The 21,584-nt window shown below is 74.0% G+C and carries 19 protein-coding genes; 12 read left to right on the forward strand and 7 right to left on the reverse strand.

Annotation, left to right across the window (positions count from 1 at the left end; translation table 11 throughout):
• Positions 1-5 precede the first annotated feature (5 nt).
• Complete coding sequence (locus ACIP64_RS19065; protein WP_401587827.1) at positions 6-824, reverse strand: hypothetical protein; 819 nt, start codon at positions 822-824, stop codon at positions 6-8.
• A 220-nt stretch (positions 825-1,044) separates the two neighbouring features.
• Complete coding sequence (locus ACIP64_RS19070) at positions 1,045-2,265, reverse strand: acetyl-CoA C-acetyltransferase (protein WP_401587830.1); 1,221 nt, start codon at positions 2,263-2,265, stop codon at positions 1,045-1,047.
• A gap of 149 nt (positions 2,266-2,414) precedes the next feature.
• Between ACIP64_RS19070 and ACIP64_RS19075 the strand changes: the two genes are divergently transcribed.
• Both ACIP64_RS19075 and ACIP64_RS19080 read left to right on the forward strand, forming a co-directional pair.
• Positions 2,415-2,831 (forward strand): helix-turn-helix domain-containing protein, encoded by a 417-nt coding sequence (locus tag ACIP64_RS19075; protein WP_401587833.1) that lies wholly within the window; start codon positions 2,415-2,417, stop codon positions 2,829-2,831.
• A gap of 22 nt (positions 2,832-2,853) precedes the next feature.
• Positions 2,854-3,264 (forward strand): VOC family protein, encoded by a 411-nt coding sequence (locus ACIP64_RS19080; protein WP_401587836.1) that lies wholly within the window; start codon positions 2,854-2,856, stop codon positions 3,262-3,264.
• 32 nt (positions 3,265-3,296) lie between these two features.
• Here the strand turns inward: ACIP64_RS19080 and ACIP64_RS19085 are convergent, their stop codons facing one another.
• Both ACIP64_RS19085 and ACIP64_RS19090 read right to left on the reverse strand, forming a co-directional pair.
• On the reverse strand, positions 3,297-4,346 hold the full coding sequence (locus ACIP64_RS19085) for an SGNH/GDSL hydrolase family protein (RefSeq protein WP_401588014.1): 1,050 nt from the start codon (positions 4,344-4,346) through the stop codon (positions 3,297-3,299).
• A gap of 106 nt (positions 4,347-4,452) precedes the next feature.
• Positions 4,453-5,286, reverse strand: coding sequence for a LuxR C-terminal-related transcriptional regulator (locus tag ACIP64_RS19090; protein ID WP_360910912.1), 834 nt, complete (start codon positions 5,284-5,286; stop codon positions 4,453-4,455).
• Positions 5,287-5,488: 202 nt separating this feature from the next.
• Here ACIP64_RS19090 and ACIP64_RS19095 point away from each other — a divergent pair, with 202 nt between their 5' ends.
• Both ACIP64_RS19095 and ACIP64_RS19100 read left to right on the forward strand, forming a co-directional pair.
• Entirely contained in the window at positions 5,489-6,874 is a 1,386-nt protein-coding gene (locus ACIP64_RS19095) for a cystathionine beta-synthase (protein WP_360911037.1), read from the forward strand.
• Between the two features lie 363 nt (positions 6,875-7,237).
• A complete protein-coding gene (locus ACIP64_RS19100; RefSeq protein ID WP_401587839.1) occupies positions 7,238-8,056 on the forward strand; it encodes an inositol monophosphatase family protein in 819 nt (272 codons plus the stop codon).
• Between the two features lie 200 nt (positions 8,057-8,256).
• Here ACIP64_RS19100 and ACIP64_RS19105 read toward each other — a convergent pair whose 3' ends face one another.
• Positions 8,257-8,700, reverse strand: a complete 444-nt coding sequence (locus tag ACIP64_RS19105) for a hypothetical protein (protein WP_401587842.1) — start codon at positions 8,698-8,700, stop codon at positions 8,257-8,259.
• A gap of 93 nt (positions 8,701-8,793) precedes the next feature.
• Between ACIP64_RS19105 and ACIP64_RS19110 the strand changes: the two genes are divergently transcribed.
• The 3 genes from ACIP64_RS19110 (at position 8,794) to ACIP64_RS19120 (ending at position 11,720) form a co-directional block, all read left to right on the forward strand.
• Positions 8,794-10,143 (forward strand): AMP-binding protein, encoded by a 1,350-nt coding sequence (locus tag ACIP64_RS19110; protein WP_401587845.1) that lies wholly within the window; start codon positions 8,794-8,796, stop codon positions 10,141-10,143.
• 62 nt (positions 10,144-10,205) lie between these two features.
• Positions 10,206-11,060 (forward strand): MurR/RpiR family transcriptional regulator, encoded by an 855-nt coding sequence (locus ACIP64_RS19115; RefSeq protein ID WP_401587848.1) that lies wholly within the window; start codon positions 10,206-10,208, stop codon positions 11,058-11,060.
• A 102-nt stretch (positions 11,061-11,162) separates the two neighbouring features.
• Positions 11,163-11,720, forward strand: a complete 558-nt coding sequence (locus ACIP64_RS19120) for a hypothetical protein (RefSeq protein ID WP_401587851.1) — start codon at positions 11,163-11,165, stop codon at positions 11,718-11,720.
• A 1,100-nt stretch (positions 11,721-12,820) separates the two neighbouring features.
• Here ACIP64_RS19120 and ACIP64_RS19125 read toward each other — a convergent pair.
• Positions 12,821-14,092: a diaminopimelate decarboxylase gene (locus tag ACIP64_RS19125; RefSeq protein ID WP_401587854.1), complete on the reverse strand. Its 1,272-nt coding sequence runs from the start codon at positions 14,090-14,092 to the stop codon at positions 12,821-12,823.
• Positions 14,093-14,206: 114 nt separating this feature from the next.
• On the opposite strand from ACIP64_RS19125, the gene hutU reads away from it, so the two are divergent.
• The 4 genes from hutU to hutI are packed head-to-tail and all read left to right on the forward strand — an operon-like array spanning position 14,207 to position 19,612.
• Complete coding sequence (gene hutU / locus ACIP64_RS19130; protein WP_401587857.1) at positions 14,207-15,883, forward strand: urocanate hydratase; 1,677 nt, start codon at positions 14,207-14,209, stop codon at positions 15,881-15,883.
• Positions 15,884-15,900: 17 nt separating this feature from the next.
• On the forward strand, positions 15,901-17,088 hold the full coding sequence (locus ACIP64_RS19135) for an allantoate amidohydrolase (protein WP_401588017.1): 1,188 nt from the start codon (positions 15,901-15,903) through the stop codon (positions 17,086-17,088).
• A complete protein-coding gene (locus tag ACIP64_RS19140; protein ID WP_401588019.1) occupies positions 17,085-18,443 on the forward strand; it encodes a formimidoylglutamate deiminase in 1,359 nt (452 codons plus the stop codon). The genes ACIP64_RS19135 and ACIP64_RS19140 overlap by 4 nt, the downstream gene beginning before the upstream one ends.
• Positions 18,440-19,612: an imidazolonepropionase gene (hutI, locus tag ACIP64_RS19145; RefSeq protein WP_401587859.1), complete on the forward strand. Its 1,173-nt coding sequence runs from the start codon at positions 18,440-18,442 to the stop codon at positions 19,610-19,612. Before ACIP64_RS19140 ends, hutI begins: the two co-directional genes overlap by 4 nt.
• A 383-nt stretch (positions 19,613-19,995) precedes the next feature.
• Here the strand turns inward: hutI and ACIP64_RS19150 are convergent, their stop codons facing one another.
• A complete protein-coding gene (locus ACIP64_RS19150) occupies positions 19,996-20,880 on the reverse strand; it encodes an RNA polymerase sigma factor SigF (protein WP_360910933.1) in 885 nt (294 codons plus the stop codon).
• Positions 20,881-21,099: 219 nt separating this feature from the next.
• Here ACIP64_RS19150 and ACIP64_RS19155 point away from each other — a divergent pair, with 219 nt between their 5' ends.
• Positions 21,100-21,468, forward strand: coding sequence for an STAS domain-containing protein (locus ACIP64_RS19155; protein ID WP_360910935.1), 369 nt, complete (start codon positions 21,100-21,102; stop codon positions 21,466-21,468).
• The last annotated feature ends 116 nt before the right edge of the window (positions 21,469-21,584 follow it).

Genomic DNA, 21,584 nt, shown 5'->3' on the forward strand with positions numbered 1-21,584 from the left:
GCCGGTCAGAGGGAGGCGACCACCCGGTCGGCCAGGACGTACACCGACTCCTCGCCGAAGGTGAAGGTGAGCGCGTAGCCGCCGGCCACCGCGGAGCCGCCCAGCAGGACCGGGGACTCGCCGCGGTCCAGGGCGTCGCAGAGCCGGTCCGCGGTCTCGCGGTCGCCCGGGGTCATGCAGAGCGTGGTGCCGTCGGCGAAGACGTACACGTCCAGCGTGCCGAGCGGGCCGGGCCGTACGTCGGCCAGCGGCATCCGCAGGTCGGCGAGCTCGCCGAGGCGCTCGGCGGTCTGCTCCTGGTTGGCCACGACCGGGGCCGGGACGGCGAAGTCCGGGTCGGAGGGGTGCCGGAAGGGCACCGGGCCGACGGGGCCGGGCTCCAGTCCGGTCAGGTCCGCCTGGCGGGGCAGGAACGGGCCGTACGGCAGGACCTCGTAGTCCGAGCCCGCGGCGCCCGGGCCGGAACCGGTGCCGCCGAAGATCTGGACGTCCAGCTGGGCATCGGCGACCGCGTCGCCCGCCTCGCCGGCGCCGTAGGCCAGGGGTGCCTCCTGGGCGGCCCAGAAGGCCCGCGCCTCGGCGAGCTCCCGCTCGCGCTCGTCGGCGAGGGCGTCCGCGACAGCGGTGCGTATGGCCTCGACGCCGGGGGTCTCCGCGGCCGCGCGCGCGGCCGGCACGGAGGCATGAGCGGCCGTGGCCGCCGCCAGGTCCGCGCGCAGGGCGGCGACGTCACGACGAACGCCGCGCGTGGCGAACAGCGCGGCGGAGCCGGCGGCCACGGCGGTTGCCGCACCCGTCAGCAGGACGAGGAACATGGCGCTCACTGGCGTACTCCCGACTGTGCTTTCCCGAGCCTGGCCCCCTGTACACACCACTGTGCACTCAAATCCATGGCCTTCGCAGTGCGGAACGTCACGATATGAGCAGGTCCAAAGTCTTGGGCCGGTCGAGTGATGCACTCCTGACCTGGGCAAACGACCGCCCCCGGGGGAAGGTCACATCCCGGGGGCGGTTCGATTGCGACTTAGGACACGCACACGGGCATTACGACAGGCGTTCGATGACCATGGCCATGCCCTGGCCGCCGCCGACGCACATCGTCTCCAGGCCGAACTGCTTGTCGTGCCACTGGAGCGAGTTGATCAGCGTCGTGGTGATGCGGGCGCCGGTCATGCCGAACGGGTGGCCGACCGCGATCGCGCCGCCGTTGACGTTCAGGCGGTCGATGTCGACGCCCAGGTCCCGGTAGGAGGGGATGACCTGCGCGGCGAAGGCCTCGTTCATCTCGACCAGGTCGATGTCGCCGATGGTCATCCCGGCCCGCTTGAGCGCCTGGCGGGAGGCCTCGACCGGGCCGTGGCCCATGATCTCCGGGGACAGGGCCGACACACCGGTGGACACCACGCGGGCGAGCGGGGTGATGCCGAGCTCGCGGGCCTTGGTGTCGCTCATGACGACCAGTGCGGCCGCGCCGTCGTTCAGCGGGCAGCAGTTGCCGGCGGTGACGGTGCCGTCGGGCCGGAAGACCGGCTTCAGGCCCTGCACTCCCTCCAGGGTGACGCCGGCGCGCGGGCCGTCGTCCTTGGAGACCACGGTGCCGTCGGGCAGCGTCACGGGCGTGATCTCGCGCTCCCAGAAGCCCTTCTTGATGGCTTCCTCGGCCAGGTTCTGCGAGCGCACGCCGAACTCGTCCTGCTCGGCGCGGGTGATGCCCTTCAGCGCGGCCAGGTTCTCCGCGGTCTGGCCCATCGCGATGTACGCGTCCGGGACCAGGCCGTCCTCGCGCGGGTCGTGCCATTCGCCGCCGCCCTGCTCGGCGCGGGCCGCGGTACGGGCCTCGGCCTCCGCGAACAGCGGGTTGTGGGTGCCGGGCATGCCGTCGGAGCTGCCCTTGACGAAGCGGGACACCGTCTCGACACCCGCCGAGACGAAGACGTCGCCCTCGCCCGCCTTGATGGCGTGCAGCGCCATCCGGGTCGTCTGCAGCGAGGAGGAGCAGTAGCGGGTCACGGTGCAGCCCGGGAGGTGGTCCATGCCCATCTGCACGGCCACGATCCGGCCCAGGTTGTGGCCCTGCTCGCCGCCGGGCAGACCGCAGCCGAGCATCAGGTCGTCGATGTCCCGCGGGTCGAGCTGCGGGACCTTGGCCAGCGCCGCCTGGATGATGGTGGCGGTGAGGTCGTCGGGGCGGAGGTCCTTCATGGACCCCTTCACGGCCCGGCCGATGGGGGAGCGGGCGGCAGAGACGATCACGGCTTCGGGCATCGCGACTCCTCGTCGAGGCGGCGTCGGAACGGCTGTACTCCTGGGGAAGTTACCTGTACGTAGAGCACTCAGTCACGTCTTGTGCGCTGTGACCCGGGCCTCTTTCTGAGCGCCCGCTTAGCCCGCGGCGCGCATGCGATGCTGTCGGGGTGAACTCCGAGGACCTGGTACGGCTGCGGCAGGCGCGGGACGCGATGGACCGGGACTACGCCGATCCCCTGGACGTCCCCGCGCTGGCCCGCGGGGCCCTGATGTCCACCGGTCACTTCGCCCGCAGCTTCCGGGCCGCGTTCGGCGAGACGCCGTACAGCTACCTCATGACCCGCCGGATCGAGCGCGCCAAGGCGCTGCTGCGGCGAGGGGACCTGTCGGTCACCGAGGTCTGCTTCGCCGTCGGCTGCACCTCGCTGGGCTCCTTCAGCTCCCGCTTCACGGAACTCGTCGGCGAGACCCCGAGCGCCTACCGCGCCCGCGACCACGCGCAGGGCGCGCCGATCCCGGCGTGCGTGGCCAAGATGTTCACCCGCCCCGTCAGGAACACGGCGGCGGGCAGCGCCTCGGCGTGAAACAAGCCCTAGCGTGAGGGCCATGGACATCACGCTCTCACAGTGCTTCATCGCCGTCGACGACCACGACAAGGCACTCGCCTTCTACCGCGACGTCCTGGGCCTGGAGGTCCGCAACGACGTCGGCTTCGAGGGCATGCGCTGGGTCACCGTCGGCTCCCCGGCGCAGCCGGACGTCACCATCGTCCTGGAATCGCCGCTCGCCAATCCCAATGCCTCGCCCGCCGACAAGCAGGCCATGTCCGAGCTGATGGCGAAGGGCATGCTCCGCGGCGTCATCTTCACGACCCCCGACTGCGACGCGACGTTCGAACGCATCAGCGCCGCGGGCGCCGAGGTCCTCCAGGAGCCCATGGACCAGCCCTACGGCGTCCGCGACTGCGCCTTCCGCGACCCCTCGGGCAACCTCCTGCGCTTCAACCAGCCCCGCTGAGGCGCCCCGGGAGGCGCCGCGCGGGGCGGGCGTCAGTTCTGGGCGGCCTCGGCCGCCGCCGCGGCGGCTTCGGCCGCCTCGGCGGCGAGCGTGGGATCGGTGGTGTCGGGCAGCCGGCGGCGACGGCGGCGCTTGATGAGGGCCCAGCGGCCGCGGGGCCCGGAGACGCTGCCGGAGGCGGCGGCGACCTCGGTGCCGGCCTCGCCGGCCGCCTCGGCGGCGGCCTGGGCGACGGGCATGAAGCCCTCGCCGCGGCGGGCGTCGGGACGCTCGTCCTCCTCGGGCCACAGCCCGAGCGCCGCGCAGAGGGTCGGCAGCATCGCCATGGCGGCGGTCGCGTACCCCTCCGCCGACGGGTGGTAGTTGTCCGGGCCGAACATCTCGCGCGGCCGCGACTCGAACTCGGGGCCCAGCAGGTCGCCCAGCGACACCGTACGGCCGCCCAGGCCCACCACCGCGATGGTCTGCGCGGCGGCCAGCTGCCGGCTCAGGCGGCGGGCGATCCACCGCAGCGGCTGGTAGACCGGCTCGACCGAGCCGAGGTCGGGACAGGTGCCCACGATCACCTCGACGCCGGCCTCGCGCAGCCGCCCCACCGCGTCGGACAGCATCCGCACCGACACCGCCAGCGGCATCCGCCGCGTCACGTCGTTCGCGCCGATCATCACCACGCACAGGTCGGGCGGCGGGCCCGCGTCCTGCGCCAGCAGCAGATCGACCTGGCGGGCCAGGTCGTCGGACTTCGCACCGGGGTTGGCCACATTGACCAGCCGCACCGGCCGTTCCGCCACCGCGGCCAGCCCGGACGCCAGCAGCGCCCCGATCGTCTGGCTCGCCCGGTGGACGCCCTGGCCCGCCGCCGTCGAATCACCCGTGAGGGCGAGCACGATGGGCCGTTCGTCGCTGCTCAGTGCGAAGGCGGCGCCGTAGTGACCGCCCGCCCGCGGGGGGATGGCGTCCGAGCCGCCGACGACGCGACGGGCGAGCGCGGCCTCGGTCAGCACCAGGCCGACCGCCGCTCCGCCCAGGAGCCCGATCCCGCCTCCTCCGTACGCGGCGGCCGTCGCGATCCGCCGCGCCACCCTTGCCCTGGACAAGGTCCACCTCCCGTGCCGCGCACGGGCCCCCGTCGGCCCGCATTGCTTACAACACCTTGTTGCCCCGTCCGATGCCCGGCGCAACCGTTCTTCAGGTGAGGCGCTGCTGCGCGACGAACCAGGCCAGCTGGGTGCGGTTGGCGGTGCCCGTGGACTCCATCAGCGACCGGATCCTGCGCTGCAGCGTGCGCAGGGATATGCCGAGCTGCGAGGCGATCGCCTTGTCGGGCAGCCCCGACATCAGCAGGGAGAGCAGCTGCTCGTCCAGCTCGGGGGAGCCGGGGAACTCCGGGTCCTCCTCCGCGTCGCCCACCACCGGCATCCGCAGCGGCGTGCCGCGCAGCCAGCGGTCCTCGAACAGCTCCAGCAGGGCGTCCACCAGCACCGACGGGTGCAGCAGCAGCAGCCCGGCCGAGGAGACCACCGACCGGTCGCGGCCCCCGGACAGCGGCAGCAGCGCCCGTTCCGCGTCGACGATCATCAGCTTCATGGGCACGGTCGGCGCGGCCCGCGCCAGCTCGCCGGGCTCGACGAAGCCGGGCATGTCGGCGGCGCCCGGGTAGACCAGCGCCGTCGTCTCGTACAGCGAGCGGTACTCGACCCCGGAGGCCAGCCGCTCCTTCTGCACGAAGTTGCCCTCGGAGGAGACGTACGGCGGCCGCACGAAGGTCAGCACCTCCTTGCGCGCCTCGCGCTGGAGCTGTTCGATGATGTGCTGCTGCTCGGCCTCGCCGTGGACGACCTCGGCGATGCCGCCGGGCATCACCGGTTCGGCCGGTCGCGAAGGACGGGCGGCGGCGAGCGCGGTGAGCCGCTCGCGCACTGCGGCGAGGCCGGACTCCACCGCGGCCAGACCGCTGAGCGCGGCGGCGTAGTCGGCGGTGTCCGGGCCGGCCCCGGTGCGGTTCGGGTGCCGCTCGGTCATGGCTCACCCCCCGGTTGTACTGGCCCGGTGTCGTAGGTGCGACGTGTCGTGATCGCGCCACGGTGCGACTCTACCTCCGGACCTTCCGGGGCGTACGTAACACCCGTGTGAAGCGTGCGGCGACCGCCTCCCCCGGGAGCGGCCGCCACGCCCGAAAACCGCTTACCCTGGCCTCACAATCTCGGAGAACCCGGAGACAATGGTGCAGTTCCACGACTCGATGATCAGCCTCGTCGGCAACACCCCGCTCGTGAGGCTCAACAGCGTGACCGCAGGGATCCAGGCCACCGTCCTGGCCAAGGTCGAGTACTTCAACCCGGGCGGCTCGGTGAAGGACCGGATCGCGCTGCGCATGATCGAGGCCGCGGAGAAGAGCGGCGAGCTCAAGCCGGGCGGCACGATCGTGGAGCCGACCTCCGGCAACACGGGCGTGGGACTGGCGATCGTGGCCCAGCAGAAGGGCTACAAGTGCGTCTTCGTCTGCCCCGACAAGGTGTCCACCGACAAGATCAACGTGCTGCGCGCCTACGGCGCCGAGGTCGTGGTCTGCCCCACCGCCGTGGACCCCGGGCACCCCGACTCGTACTACAACGTCTCCGACCGCCTGGTCCGTGAGATCCCGAACGCCTGGAAGCCGGACCAGTACAGCAACCCCAACAACCCGGCCTCGCACTACCACTCCACCGGCCCCGAGCTGTGGGAGCAGACCGAGGGCCGGATCACGCACTTCGTGGCGGGCGTCGGCACCGGCGGCACCATCTCCGGCACCGGCCGCTACCTCAAGGACGCCTCCGACGGCGCGGTCAAGGTCGTCGGCGCCGACCCCGAGGGCTCCGTCTACAGCGGCGGCAGCGGCCGCCCGTACCTGATCGAGGGCGTCGGCGAGGACTTCTGGCCCACCGCGTACGACCGCACCGTCGCCGACGAGATCGTGGCCGTCTCCGACAAGGACGCCTTCCAGATGACCCGGCGCCTGGCCAAGGAGGAGGGCCTGCTGGTCGGCGGCTCCTGCGGCATGGCGGTCGTCGCGGCGCTGCGCGTCGCCGAGCGCCTCGGCCCGGACGACGTGGTCGTCGTGCTGCTGCCGGACTCCGGCCGCGGCTACCTGTCGAAGATCTTCAACGACGAGTGGATGGCCGACTACGGCTTCCTGGAGGAGGGCAGCGGCCAGGCCCGCGTCGCCGACGTCCTGGACCGCAAGGACGGCGGCCTGCCGCACCTGGTGCACATGCACCCCGAGGAGACCGTCGGCCAGGCCATCGAGGTGCTGCGCGAGTACGGCGTCTCGCAGATGCCGATCGTCAAGCCGGGCGCCGGCCACCCCGACGTCATGGCCGCCGAGGTCATCGGCTCCGTCGTGGAGCGCGAGCTGCTGGACGCGCTGTTCACCGGGCGCGCCACCCTCGAGGACCCGCTGGAGCGGCACATGTGCGCGCCGCTGCCGCAGGTCGGCTCGGGCGAGCCGGTCGCCGACCTGATGGCCGTCCTCGGCACCGCCGACGCGGCCGTCGTCCTGGTCGAGGGCAAGCCCACGGGCGTCGTGAGCAGGCAGGACCTGCTGGCGTTCCTCGCCGGGACCGCCAAGTAGCCGCATCGCGGGGGCCTTCCGCGGGAGCGGCGAGGGTTTCGCAGAAGTGGTACATCCGCGTCACGTCCGCGCAGCACGGTCTTAACACGGCTCCGGCACATTGGTGGATGTCGGCAGGACGGACGGGAAGCCCCCGGACGGCCCGCCGGCGGCGTGGATGTGGCGCCAAGGACCTCCGGAGCGGCTCCCGGACCTCCCTGGTGACCCCAGGACGTGCGGCCAGGCCCTGATCCGGCCCGCGTCCCTCGCGGGGACCGCCGTCGTCCCGCCCCCCGGGCGACCGGGGGTGCGGCGGTCCCCGCGCAAGGCGTCCAGGAGCGGCCCGCGTCACGACGCGGGCCGCTCTTCTGGTAAAGAGACCGCGTGATCAACGCACACGTGTTCGCCGCCGTCGAGGAATCCGTCCGCGCCGTCGCCGACGAGGAGGCGCTCTCCCGCTTCGGGAGACTCGCCGCGGGCGACATCAGCGAGAAGAAGGGGCCGCGGGACCTGGTCACGGTCGCCGACCGCCGGGTCGAGGAACGCCTCACGCGGATCCTCACCGACCTGCTCCCCGGCTCCGCGGTGATCGGCGAGGAAGCCGTGCACGGCGACCCGGGGCTGCTGGACGCCTGGCTGGGCGAGGCCCCGGTCTGGATCGTCGACCCGGTCGACGGCACCTCCAACTTCGTCCGCGGCGACACCTCCTTCGTCACCCAGGTCGCGCTCGCCGCCCGCGGCGAGCTGCTGGCGTGCTGGGTCTACCGGCCCGTGGACGGTGTCCTCGCCACCGCGCGGCGCGGCGAGGGCGCGTGGTCCGGCGGGCGCCCGCTGCGGCTGCCGGCCGCCCCCGGCGCACCGGACGAGGTGCTGCTGGTGGCCGGGGCCCGCCCGGCGAACCTCACCCCCGGCCAGCACCGCGCCCTGTACGACCTCGGCCCCGCGCAGGGGATCAAGCCCTGCGCGAGCGGTTCCGCCGGCTGCGACTACCTCGACGTGGCCCTGGGCCGGCTCGACGCGGCCACGTACGCCTACGACAACCCGTGGGACCACTCCCCGGGCGTGCTCCTCGTCGCCGAGGCGGGCGGCACCGTGCTGTCCGCGGACGGGCTGCCGTTCCGTATGGCGGGCGGGCCGCAGCAGTTCGCGGCGGCCCGTGGCAAGGCGGTGGCGGAGCGGGTCGTGGCGCTGTTCGCGCGCTGACGCTCCTCGGGGTCAGTCCTCCCAGGCGTCCGGGTTCCTGCGGCGGGCGCGCCGGTCCTGCTCGCGCTCGGCGAACTGGGCGGCGTTCACGCCCACGACCTCGTCGCCAGGCGGGCGGGCCGCAGCGGTTCGCGGCGGCCCGTGGCAAGGCGGTGGCGGAGCGGGTCGTGGCGTTGTTCGCGCGCTGACGCTCCTCGGGGTCAGTCCTCCCAGGCGTCCGGGTTCCTGCGGCGGGCGCGCCGGTCCTGCTCGCGCTCGGCGAACAGGAACCCCATCGACTGGGCGACGTTCACGCCCACGATCCCGGCCCAGGCGATGAGCAGCCCGGGCAGGTGCTCGTTCGCGCCGATCGCGGAGAGCGGGATGGCCATGATGAGGGAGAAGCCGGCGAAGCCGTAGCGCGCGCCGAACCGGCTGCGGCCCTCGTCGCCGTTCGGCCCGACCTGGCGGCCGGCGCGGGCGAACGCCGTCTGGTGCTCGGCCAGTTCGCGGCGCACGCGCCGTTCGACCTGGGCGTCGATGCGCTGGTCGATCTTCTCCAGGAAGGAGTCGACGAGCGCCGACTCGTACTCCTCACCGAGGTCCTTGCGCGCCTGAAGGGTGGCGGCGAATTCCTTTTTGAGCTCTGGGTCGCGGGCGTCCATGACGCCACCGTACGGACACCGGCGCGCCGGGGCACTGGGGGAAACCCCCGAACTCCCTCAGGGGCGCTCCCCCCTCCCCAGTAGGGTCGTGCCGTGACCGCACCCAGGCCCCTGCTGACCGCGCTGTACGGCGACCACGGCGACCGCCCCGACGCACTCGTCGTCGCGGGGGCGGCCAGCTCCCGCGAAGGGCTGCTGGCCGCGGCCGGGGCCGTGGCACGGCGGATCGCGGGGGCGCCCGCGGTGGCCGTGCACGCCACCGCGACCCTGGAGACGGTCGTCGCGGTCGTCGGCGGGCTGCTCGCGGGAGTGCCGGTGGTGCCGGTGCCGCCCGACGCGGGCCCGGCCGAGCGCGGGCACATCCTTGGCGACTCCGGGGCGGTCGAGGCACCCCCGGTCGACCTCGCGGAGAGCGCCGCCTTCGACGGCCCCGAGCCGGGACCGGACACCACCGCCCTCGTGCTCTACACCTCCGGCACCACCGGGGCCCCCAAGGGCGTCCTTGTACCGCGCCGCGCGATCGCCGCCGACCTGGACGCGCTCGCCGGGGCGTGGGAGTGGACCGCGCAGGACACCCTCGTCCACGGCCTGCCGCTGTTCCACGTGCACGGCCTGGTGCTCGGCGTCCTCGGCGCCCTGCGCACCGGCAGCCGCCTGGTCCACACCGGGCGCCCGACCCCGCAGGCGTACGCGGAGGCGGGCGGCAGCCTGTACTTCGGCGTCCCCACCGTCTGGGGCCGCGTGGCCGCCGAACCGGAGGCGGCCAAGGCGCTCGCCGGCGCCCGGCTGCTGGTGTCCGGCAGCGCGCCGCTGCCCGCGCCGGTCTTCCGGGACCTGGAGGCGCTGACCGGGCAGCGGCCCGTCGAGCGCTACGGCATGACGGAGACCCTGATCACGGTGAGCACCCGCGCCTCCGGCGAGCGGCGGCCCGGGTCCGTCGGCCTCCCCCTGCCCGGCATCCGCACCCGGATCGCGGCCCAGCCCGGCGAGGAGATCGGGGAACTGCAACTCACCGGGCCGACGCTCTTCGACGGCTACCTCGGACGCCCGGAGGCCACCACCGCCTCCTACACCGAGGACGGCTGGTTCCGCACCGGCGACATCGCGGCGGTCGACCCCGACGGCATGCACCGCATCGTCGGCCGGGCCTCCACCGACCTGATCAAGTCCGGCGGCTACCGCATCGGCGCGGGCGAGGTCGAGAACGCGCTGCTGGACCACCCCGCGGTGCGGGAGGCGGCGGTGGTCGGCGCCCCGCACGCGGACCTCGGCCAGGAGATCGTCGCGTACGTCGTCGCCGACGGGGTGACCGAGCGGGAGCTGATCGACTTCGTCGCCGGGCACCTGTCGGTCCACAAGCGCCCCCGCAAAGTGCGTTTCCTGGCCGAACTGCCGCGCAACGCGATGGGCAAGCCCCAGAAGAAGCTGCTGCCGCCCGCGTAGGTGCGCGGGCCGCACGGCATGGCACGCTTGCCGGAGGAGCGGGAACGGACGGGGAGAGCCAGATGTCGACGGACAACGACACCGCGTCGGCGCGCCTGATGAAGCTGTTCGAGGCCCACCGCCTCACGCCCACCCAGCGCCGCATCGCCCACTGCCTGGTGCGGCGCGCCGCCGACGCGCCCTTCCTGTCCAGCGTCGAGGTCGCCGAACTCGCCGGCGTCAGCCAGCCCTCCGTGACCCGCTTCGCCGTCGCCCTCGGCTTCGACGGCTACCCGGCGCTCCGCCGCCACCTGCGGGAGGTCGTCCCCGCCGCGGTGCCCGAGGGCCGGCCGGCGGGCGACACGTACAACGAGTACCAGGAGGCCGTCCAGGCCGAGATCGAGAACCTGCGGCACCTCGCGGCCCTCCTCGCCGACCCGGCGCCCGTCGCCCGGGCCGGCGCGCTGCTGGCCGGATCGCGGCCGCTGCTCGTGCTCGGCCTGCGCGCGGCCGCCGCCCAGGCCCGCGGCTTCGGCTACTTCGCGGGCAAGGTCCACCCCGACGTGCGCCTGCTCGACGAGGGCGGCAGCATGCTCGCCGACCGCGTCGACGCGGCGGTGCTGGCCGGGGCGAGCGCGCTGCTGTGCTTCGCCCTGCCGCGGCACCCGCGCGAGGTCGTCGAGGCGCTGGCGTACGCCCGCGGGGCGGGGCTCACCGTCGTGACCGTGGCCGACAGCGCGTTCGCGCCGGTCGCCGCGCACTCCGACATCCTGCTCCCGGCGGCGGTCGGCACCGGCCTCGCCTTCGACACCGCGTGCGCACCGATGCTGCTCGGGCGGGTGCTGCTGGAGGCCATGTGCGACGGGCTGCCCGACGCCCAGGCGCGGTTGGAGGAGTTCGACGCGAAGGCGGCGGCCGCGGGGCTGTTCGCGGAATGACGGCGGCCCCGGAAAAGGCTCCCGTTCTCCTCACGGAATCTTGAAGTTCGCCGAGTAATCTCCCCCCTCGACATGTGACGGAGCGCGAGGGAGGGGCAGGACGTGGTGCGCGGAACGTATGTGCTGGCAAGGGTCGCGGTCCTGGTGCGGACGGAAGCACGCTGGCTGTGGTGGCTCGGGGTCGTCGCGGCGGGCACCGGGGTCTTCGTCCCCGGCCTGACCGGGCGGCGCATCGGCGTCCTCGGCGGCGCCGTCCTGTTCGTCGTGGCCGCCTTCGCCGCCTTCCTCGTCCGGCGCCGCCGGTACGCGGCCCTGGCCGGGCGGGCGGAGCGGGCCCCGAGGTCCGTGTTCCTCCAGGACCGCCGCGTCACGGCCCGCGGCTGGGCGCGCTCCCGCCGCTGGTGGCTGCTGGGCGCCTTCGCCGTCGCCCTCGCGTCCAGCGCCGCAGTCCCGGCGGCGGGCGGCATGCTGCTCGCCGGCCTCGGCGCGGGCCTGTGGGCCAAGGCGGTCGGCATAGGCCGCTGGGAGCGCGCGCACGACGAACTGGTCTGGGTCCGCCCCGAGCACGCGGGCCGCGGCCCCGCCGCGCCGTCCGTCCCGTCCTACGAGACCACCGGCCCGGCCGCCGGCGACGCCGCCCCCGGCGGCACCCGCCGCTGACCGGCTCTTGCCGCGGGGGCGCGCGTCCCGTGCGGGCGGGCGTTGCCTTCGGCCGCTGATTCGGCCGCGGGGGCCGCGCCTTCCGTGCGGCCTGCTGTGCGGGCCTTCGCAACGATCGCCGGGTCGCCTTGGGCAGGGTGACGTCGCCGACCGCGCGGGCGGTTCGGCCCGGTGCGCCGTGGGGGTGCGGCGGCACGCGCCGTCCGGCCGGGTGGGCGGGCGTTCGGCCCGGAGGGCCCCATGGTGCGGCATCCTGTGCGGCTCAGCCGTCGGCCGTCGACCTGGCCGTACAGGTGTGAGTGCTGCCGCCGGACGCCTGGGCGGTTCGGCCCCGGCATCGCTCCGCGGGGTCTGTGCGGCTCGGCTGTCGTCCGTTGGCCGGGCGATGCCGTGGCGGGGTTGCCGGGTGTGTGCGGAGGCTTCGGCCCGGGGTGCCCTGGTGCGGTCGTCCGGCCCCGCGCCCGCTTGGGCGGCGCAGGCGCAGTCCGCCCGTCGTGTCGATCTGGTCGTCCAGTTCGTGTGCGTCCCCGGCCCTGGTGGCGCGGGGCGCGGGGCGCGGGCACGAGTTCGGTGCGGACGGGGAGTCGTTGACGGGTGGCGGAGGGCCCTGTGGTGCGGCAGTCCGAGAGGCAGGCGCTGGTGCGGTGCGGTGCGGTCGTGGCGGGGTTGCCGGGTGTGTGTGGAGGCTTCGGCCCGGGGTGCCCTGGTGCGGTCGTCCGGCCCCGCGCCCGCTTCGGGCCCTGTGGTGTTGCGTGCGGCTCGGGGCCGGCGCGCGCGCAGCCGTGGTCGTGCGGCGGTCCGGGTCGGGCTCGTCCCGCGCTCGTGCAGTTCCGGCGCTCAGCCGACCCGCCAGGCCACGGCGGTGTTCCCCGGGGCCGTGCCCAGCGGCGCAGTTGCGCGACGTCGACCGGGCGATGCCGGCGGGCGTGCGGCGGCTTCGGCCCGGGCGCAGCCGTCCGAGCCGGGTCGGGCTCGGCCGCGGTGGCGTTCCGCGTGGCGCGGCTGCGGCCCGCTGGCCGGGCGCCGCAGGCGCGAGTTCGGTGGGGGCGAGGGGAACGTGGCCGGGGTCGGCCCGGTCGTGCGGCGCCCCGCGCCGCCGCTCAGCCGCCGGACTCCGCGACGAGTTCCGCGAGGGTCTGGGCGCGGCGCAGGGTGCGGAAGTGCGGGGGGTCGCCGGTGTGGCCGTGGACGGCGGGGCGGGGGAGGGAGTTGTAGGCGAAGTGGGTGGAGAAGTAGTAGGCGCCGGTGTCGAGGAGGGCGACGAAATCGCCCTCCTCCAGCAGGGGGAGGGCGCGTGCGGAGGCGACGAGGTCGCCCGCGAAGCAGCAGGGGCCGGCGATGTCCTGGAGGACGGGCTCACCCCGCTTCGCGACGCCCTTGCCGTCGAGCGCCAGTACCCGCAGCGGCCAGGACTGCGGGGCGAAGACGGTGCGGGTGGCGACCTGCACGCCGGCGTGGGTGACCGCGATGGCCCGGCCGCCCGCGGACTTGGTGTACTCGACCCGCGCGAGGACCGTGCCGTGCCGGGCCAGCAGCGAGCGGCCGAACTCGGTGACGAGCCCGTAGCGCCCGTCGAAGAGCCCGGGGACGGCGGCTCGCAGCATCCCGGCGTACTCGGCGAAGGTGGGCCGTACCTCGTCGGTGGTGAAGTCGACCGGCAGGCCGCCGCCGATGTCGATGACGCGGACCTGCTGCCGTCCGGCCGCGCGGTTGACGCGCTCGGCGAGTTCGTACGTGGCGCGGACGCCGGCCGCCATGCGTTCCAGGGGGACGCCCTGGGAGCCGGTGTGGGTGTGGAGGCGGGTCAGCCAGGGGCGGTCGAGGAAGGCCTGGACGACCTGGTCGGCGGCGCCCTCGTCGCGCAGGGCGACGCCGAACTTCGAGGTGGCGGTCGCGGTGCTCATCGCGCCGATGCTGCCGCCGCCGACCTGCGGGTTGACGCGCAGTCCCAGGGGGGTGGCCGTTCCGGGCCGTACGAGCCGGTCCAGCCGGGCGAGTTCCTGGAAGTTGTCGGCGTTGACGGCGATACCGAGGGCGAGGGCCTCGGCGAGTTCGGCGGGTGTCTTGGCGGGGGAGTCCAGGACGGTGCGGTCCGCGGGGACGCCCGCCGCCCGGGCGAGGGCGAGTTCGCCGGGGCTGGCGACCTCGGCCCCGATGCCCTCCTCCGCCAGCAGCCGCAGTACCGGTACGAGTGAGGCGGCCTTGACGGCGAAGGTGTGCGTGACCTCGGTGCCGGGCGTGGCGAATGCCTCCCGCAGGGCCGCGGCGGAGGCGCGGATCCCGTCCAGGTCCAGCAGGCCGGCCAGCGGCTGCTCCGGTCCGACCAGTCCGTGTTCCACGGCGGCGCGCAGGACGTTCCCCCGTCGGCTCATGCCTCCATGGTGGCGCGGGCGGACAATTCCCTCAGGGGAAGAGACCCGGTTGACTGGGGCTATTCACCAGGCAAGGATGTGAATGATTCAATCCAGTCGCGAGGAGGCAGGGGCATGACCGCAACCGGCAGCGGACCGAGGACCGTGCGCGCACCGCGCGGAAGCGCGCTCACCGCACAGGGCTGGCAGCAGGAAGCCGCGCTGCGCATGCTGCAGAACAACCTCGACCCCGAGGTCGCCGAGCACCCCGAGAAGCTCGTCGTGTACGGCGGCACCGGCAAGGCCGCCCGCGACTGGCGCTCCTTCGACGCGATGGTCCGCACCCTCCAGGGGCTGAAGCAGGACGAGACGATGCTCGTCCAGTCCGGCCGCCCGGTCGGCGTGATGCAGACCCACGAGTGGGCGCCGCGTGTGCTCATCGCCAACTCCAACCTGGTCGGCGACTGGGCCACCTGGGAGGAGTTCCGCCGCCTGGAGGCGCTGGGCCTGACCATGTACGGCCAGATGACGGCCGGTTCGTGGATCTACATCGGCACCCAGGGCATCCTCCAGGGCACGTACGAGACCTTCGCCGCTGTCGCCGAGAAGAAGTTCGGTGGCAGCCTCGCGGGCACCATCACCCTCACCGCCGGGCTCGGCGGCATGGGCGGCGCCCAGCCGCTCGCCGTCACCATGAACGGCGGCGTCGTCATCTGCATCGACGTCGACCCGCGCGCCATCGAGCGCCGTATCGAGCACCGCTACCTGGACGTGAAGGCCGACTCCCTGGAGCACGCCCTCGCCCTGGCCACCGAGGCCCGCGACCGGCGCAAGGCGCTCAGCATCGGCGTGCTGGGCAACGCCGCCGAACTCGTGCCGCAGCTGCTGTCGATGGACGCGCCCATCGACATCGTCACCGACCAGACCTCCGCGCACGACCCGCTGGCGTACCTGCCGATCGGCGTCGACTTCGCGGACATGGCCTCCTACGCGGCCGAGAAGCCCGCCGAGTTCACCCAGCGGGCCCGCGAGGCGATGGCCAAGCACGTCGAGGCGATGGTCGGTTTCATGGACGCCGGCGCCGAGGTCTTCGACTACGGCAACTCCATCCGCGGCGAGGCCCAGCTCGCGGGCTACGACCGGGCGTTCGCCTTCCCCGGCTTCGTCCCCGCCTACATCCGGCCGCTGTTCTGCGAGGGCAAGGGCCCCTTCCGGTGGGCGGCGCTGTCCGGCGACCCGGCCGACATCGCCAAGACCGACAAGGCGATCCTGGAGCTCTTCCCGGAGAACGAGTCCCTGGCCCGCTGGATCAAGATGGCCGGTGAGCGCGTCCACTTCCAGGGCCTGCCGGCGCGCATCTGCTGGCTCGGTTACGGCGAACGCGACAAGGCCGGTGAGCGCTTCAACGAGATGGTCGCCGACGGCACCCTGGCCGCCCCGGTGGTCATCGGCCGCGACCACCTCGACGCGGGCTCGGTGGCCTCCCCGTACCGCGAGACCGAGGCCATGCTCGACGGCTCCGACGCCATCGCCGACTGGCCGCTGCTCAACGCCATGGTCAACGTCGCCTCCGGCGCCTCCTGGGTCTCCATCCACCACGGCGGCGGCGTCGGCATCGGCCGCTCGATCCACGCCGGCCAGGTCACCGTCGCCGACGGCACCAAGCTCGCGGGCGAGAAGATCCGCCGCGTGCTCACCAACGACCCCGGCATGGGCGTCATCCGGCACGTCGACGCGGGCTACGACCGCGCCGAGGAGGTCGCGGCCGAGCGCGGGGTGCGCGTCCCGATGCGCGAGGACGGAACCGCGTGACCTCCTCGTTCCACGAGATGTGGGCGGAGTTGCGGCCGATCGGCCGCGACTCCGGCTCCGGCGGCTACCGCCGCCACGCCTGGACCGGCGCGGACACCGACTGCCGCGCCTGGTTCCGGGCGCAGGCCGAGAGCCGGGGCCTGGCGTACGAGCTGGACCGCAACGGCAACCAGTGGGCCTGGCTCGGCGATCCCACTGCCGGGGACGCCGTCGTCACGGGTTCGCACCTGGACTCGGTGCCGGACGGCGGCGCCTTCGACGGCCCGCTCGGCATCGTGTCGTCCTTCGCGGCGCTGGACGAGCTGCGCGCCCGCGGCGCCCGCCCGGACAAGCCCCTGGCGATCGTCAACTTCGGCGACGAGGAGGGCGCCCGCTTCGGACTGGCCTGTGTCGGCTCCCGGCTCACCGCCGGGCAGCTCACCCCCGACAAGGCCCGGCAGCTGCGCGACGGCGACGGTGTCACCCTCGCGCAGGCCATGGAACGCGCCGGGCACGACCCCGAGGCGATCGGCCCGGACCCCGAACGCCTCGCCCGGATCGGCGCGTTCGTCGAACTCCACGTCGAGCAGGGCCGCTTCCTCGCCGACACCCCGCACGCGGTCGGCGTCGCCTCCGCGATCTGGCCGCACGGCCGCTGGCGGTTCGACTTCCACGGCGAGGCCAACCACGCGGGCACCACCCGCCTGGACGACCGCCACGACCCGATGCTGACGTACGCCGCCACCGTGCTCGCGGCCCGCGAACAGGCCCGGTCCGCCGGGGCCCTGGCCACCTTCGGCAAGGTCGGCGTCGAACCCAACGGCGTCAACGCCATCGCCTCCCTGGTCCGCGGCTGGCTGGACTCCCGCGCGGCCGACGAGGCGACCCTCGCCGCACTCGTCGCCGAGATCGAGCGGGCCGCGGTGGAGCGGGGCGGGCGGGACGGCGTCGCCGTCGGCGTGACCCGCGAGTCGTTCACCCCGGTCGTGGAGTTCGCCCACGGCCTGCGCGACGCACTCGCCAAGCTGCTCGGTGGCGCCCCCGTGCTTCCGACCGGCGCGGGACACGACGCCGGCATCCTCTCCGAGGCGGTCCCGACCGCCATGCTGTTCGTACGGAACCCCACAGGGGTCTCGCACTCCCCGGCGGAGACCGCGGCCGAGGACGACTGCACGGCCGGGGTGACCGCACTCGCCGACGTACTGGAGGGCCTGGCGTGTCACTGACCCCGCAGAGCTACTGGGCCGAGTACGCCTGGACCGGCGGCCGGGTCCGGGCGGGCGTGGTCGTGGAGGCCACCGCCGACGGCCGGATCGCCGCGCTGCGCACCGGTGTCCCGGCCCCGCCGGTGGGCGCGGTCACGCTGCGCGGGCTGACCCTGCCGGGCCTGGCCAACGCCCACAGCCACGCATTCCACAGGGCGCTGCGCGGCACCGTGCAGGCGGGCGCCGGCACGTTCTGGACCTGGCGCGAGGTGATGTACGGCGTCGCCGGGCGGCTCACGCCCGAGAACTACTTCGCCCTCGCCAAGGCCGCGTACGCGGAGATGGCGCTGGCCGGCATCACCTGCGTCGGCGAGTTCCACTACGTGCACCACCGGCCCGGCGGCGCCCCCTACGCCGACCCCAACGCGATGGGTCAGGCCCTGATCGCCGCCGCTCACGAGGCCGGCATCCGCATCACGCTGCTGGACACCGTCTACCTCTCCTCGGGCTTCGGCGCCGCCCCCGAGCCGCACCAACTGCGGTTCAGCGACGGCGACGCCGAGTCCTGGGCCGAGCGCGCCGCCGTGCTGCGCGACGGCCCGCAGGTGCGGATCGGCGCCGCCGTGCACTCGGTGCGGGCCGTTCCCGCCGGGGAGCTGGGCACCGTCGTGCGCTGGGCGCGGGACCGGCAGGCCCCGTTGCACGTGCACCTGTCGGAGCAGCCCGCGGAGAACGAGGCCTGCCTGGCCGCGCACGGCGTCACCCCCACACGGCTGCTCGCCGACCACGGCGTGCTCGGCCCGCGCACCTCGGCCGTGCACGCCACGCACCTCACCGACGAGGACATCGCACTGCTCGGCGGCTCCGCCACGACGATCTGCATGTGCCCCACGACCGAACGCGACCTCGCCGACGGCATCGGCCCCGCCCGGGCGCTCCAGGAGGCGGGCAGCCCGCTCAGCCTGGGCAGCGACAGCCATGCGGTGATCGACCTGTTCGAGGAGGCGCGCGCGATGGAGCTCGACGAGCGCCTGCGCACCCGCACCCGCGGCCACTGGACGGCCGCCGCCCTGCTGGGCGCCGCCACCGCCGACGGCCACGCCTCGCTCGGCTGGGCGGACGGCGGCCGGCTGGAGCCGGGCGCCCTCGCCGACTTCACCACCGTCGCGCTGGACTCCGTCCGCACCGCGGGACCGCCGCCCCGGCTGGGCGTGGAGACGGCGGTCTTCGCCGCCACCAACGCCGATGTCCGGCACACCGTGGTCGGCGGGCGCCACATCGTGCGCGACGGGGCCCACCAGTTCGTGCGCGACGTGGGCGGGGCGCTCGCCGCCGCGATCGCCGAAGTCTCCGCCGCAGAAGGAAACCCCTCATGAGCAGCAGTGTCATCACCGGCATCGGCAGCCTGGTCACCAACGACCCGGCACTCGGCGAGGGCCCGCTCGGCCTGCTGGAGGACGCCGCCGTCGTCATCGACGGGGAGCACGTCGCCTGGGTCGGCCCCAGCGCGCAGGCGCCCGCCGCCGACGAGGCGTACGACGCGGCGGGACGGGCGGTCGTCCCCGGCTTCGTCGACTCCCACTCCCACCTGGTCTTCGCCGGCGACCGCACCCGCGAGTTCAACGCCCGCATGTCCGGCCAGGCCTACACCGCGGGCGGCATCCGCACCACCGTCGCCGCCACCCGGGCCGCGAGCGACGAGGAACTGCACGCCAACGTCGCCCGCTACGTCGCCGAGGCGCTGCGCCAGGGCACCACGACCATCGAGACCAAGTCCGGCTACGGCCTCACCCCGCACGACGAGGCCCGCGGACTGCGGATCGCGGGCGCGCACGCCGACGAGGTCACCTACCTCGGCGCGCACATCGTCGCCCCCGAGTACGCCGACGACCCCGCCGGCTACGTCGACCTCGTCACCGGCCCGATGCTCGACGCCTGCGCCCCGTACGCCCGCTGGGTCGACGTCTTCTGCGAGCGCGGCGCCTTCGACGGCGACCAGGCCCGCGCGATCCTCACCGCCGGCGCCGCCCGCGGCCTGGTCCCGCGCGTCCACGCCAACCAGCTCGGCCACGGCCCCGGTGTGCAGCTCGCCGTGGAGCTGGACGCCGCCTCGGCGGACCACTGCACGCACCTCACCGACGCCGACGTCGATGCCCTGGCGAGCGGCCGCACGGTGGCCACGCTGCTGCCAGGCGCCGAGTTCTCCACCCGCGCGGTCTATCCCGACGCGCGGCGGCTGATCGACGCGGGCGTCACGGTCGCGTTGTCCACGGACTGCAACCCCGGCTCCTCCTTCACCAGCTCGATGCCCTTCTGCGTGGCCGTGGCCGTGCGCGACATGCGGATGACCCCGGACGAGGCGGTGCGGGCGGCCACGTGGGGCGGGGCGCGGGCGCTGCGGCGCGAGGACGTCGGGCACCTGGCACCGGGGGCGCGGGCGGACTTGGTGCTGCTGGACGCGCCCTCGCACGTGCACCTGGCCTACCGGCCCGGGGTGCCGCTGGTGGCCGGCGTGTGGCGGCGGGGGGTGCGGGTCCCGGCGTAGCGCTGCGCTCCGCTGCACCGGGTTTTTCCCCCGCCCTCCCGCCCGTGTGCCCGGCGAGGTCACGCGCCCCGACGCGCGTTGTTGGGGGGCCGGGTTCGGGGCCTCCGGGGCTGCCATTCTGGACAGCACATTTAGGTGCCTCAGGCGCTTTTCGTTGAGCACCCCGGGTCACGCACCCAAATATGCTCCAGTGTCCAGAACGCCACCCCTGCGACCCCGCCCCCTCCGTTTCGTCATGCGCCTGATCCCCGGTGGGGGGTGTGAGGGCGGTCCGGGCGGGCGCAAAGGCCGCGCTGAAGCCCTACCGGCGGTCATGGCGCAGAACGGCCCCCGCGCCTGGTGAGAGGGGCGGGGGCCGTTTCGGAGGGGAGAGGCGGAGGGGGTCAGTCCTCTACGAGGAGGCCGCGCCTGAGCCGTCCGAGGGTGCGGGTCAGCAGCCGGGACACGTGCATCTGCGAGATGCCCAGCTCCTGGCCGATCTCGGACTGTGTCATGTTGCCCACGAAGCGCAGCGACAGGATCTGCCGGTCGCGGTAGGGGAGCTCGGCGATCAGCGGCTTGAGGGACTCCACGTACTCGATCCCCTCCAGACCGTGGTCCTCGTAGCCGATCCGGTCGGCGAGCGCGCCCTCGGAGTCGTCCTCCTCGGGCTGGGCGTCCAGCGAGCTCGCGGTGTACGCGTTGCTGGCGCTCATGCCCTCGACGACCTCGGTCTCGCTGATCTGAAGCCGCTCGGCGAGTTCCGCCACGGTGGGCGCGCGGTCCAGCTTCTGGGCCAGCTCGTCACCGGCCTTGGCCAGGTCCAGGCGGAGTTCCTGCAGCCGGCGCGGGACGCGCACGGACCAGGAGGTGTCGCGGAAGAACCGCTTGATCTCACCGATGATCGTCGGCATGGCGAAGGTGGGGAACTCGACGCCGCGGCTCATCTCGAAGCGGTCGATGGCCTTGATCAGCCCGATCGTGCCGACCTGGACGATGTCCTCGACCGGTTCGCTGCGGGAGCGGAACCGGGACGCCGCGAACTTCACCAGGGCGAGATTGAGCTCGACCAGGGTGTTGCGCACATAGCTGTACTCGTGGGTGCCCTCCTCCAGCGTCTCCAGCCGCTGGAAGAGCGTTTTGGACAGCGCCCGTGCGTCCACCGGCCCCACCTCGTCGTAAGGCGGGATCTCCGGCAGGTCCTCCAGGCCCTCCGGGGTCCCGTACTCCTTGTGAACGGTGGTCTCCGTAGTCGCCGACGCGTCGCGCGCGTCGAGCCGGGATGCCATGCTCTCCTCCCTCGGTGCGGTGACGGGGGCATGCGGAACCAGGAATTCAGCCCACACTCCACGCCTACCCCGTTTGGCGCGGATATTGCAACTCGGACCGGTCCGGTCCTGGCGCGGTCCCGGCAGGGGCCGCGGGTCTCCCGGAGCGACTACCACCGAGGTCAGGAAAGCGCGTAGGGTGCGAGATGCGCATGGCCGATTCATCCGGGAGGAGTGCGCATGGACCGCGAGATGGTCGGGACGACCGGCCGTGACCGGCTGCGTGTCGCTGTGAGCCGCTCGGGCACGAGCGCGGTCGTCGCGCCCACCGGTGAGCTCGATCACCACACGGCAGACCTGCTGCGGGAGCCGCTGGACCAGCTCGTCGAGGACGGTCACAGCACGCTCGTCGTGGACTGCACCGGTCTGGAGTTCTGCGACTCCACCGGACTGAACGTCCTGCTCGGCGCCCGTCTGAAGGCGGAGGCGGCCGGAGGTTCCGTCCACCTGGCGGGGATGCGGCCGGCCGTGGCCAAGGTCTTCTCGATCACCGGTGCCGAGGCCGTGTTCACCGTGCACGACACGCTGGACGACGCGCTCAAGGAGTGATCCTCCGGCGGGCCCCGCGCGGGGCCCGTGAGGTGTGCCCTGATCGTCCGGCAATCGGGATGTGTCCCGCGGGGAGGGCAGGGCAGGAGACACCTCGGGATCACATCTGACACTGG

Source organism: Streptomyces sp. NPDC088733, from assembly GCF_044751185.1.
In the GTDB taxonomy this organism is placed as follows: domain Bacteria; phylum Actinomycetota; class Actinomycetes; order Streptomycetales; family Streptomycetaceae; genus Actinacidiphila.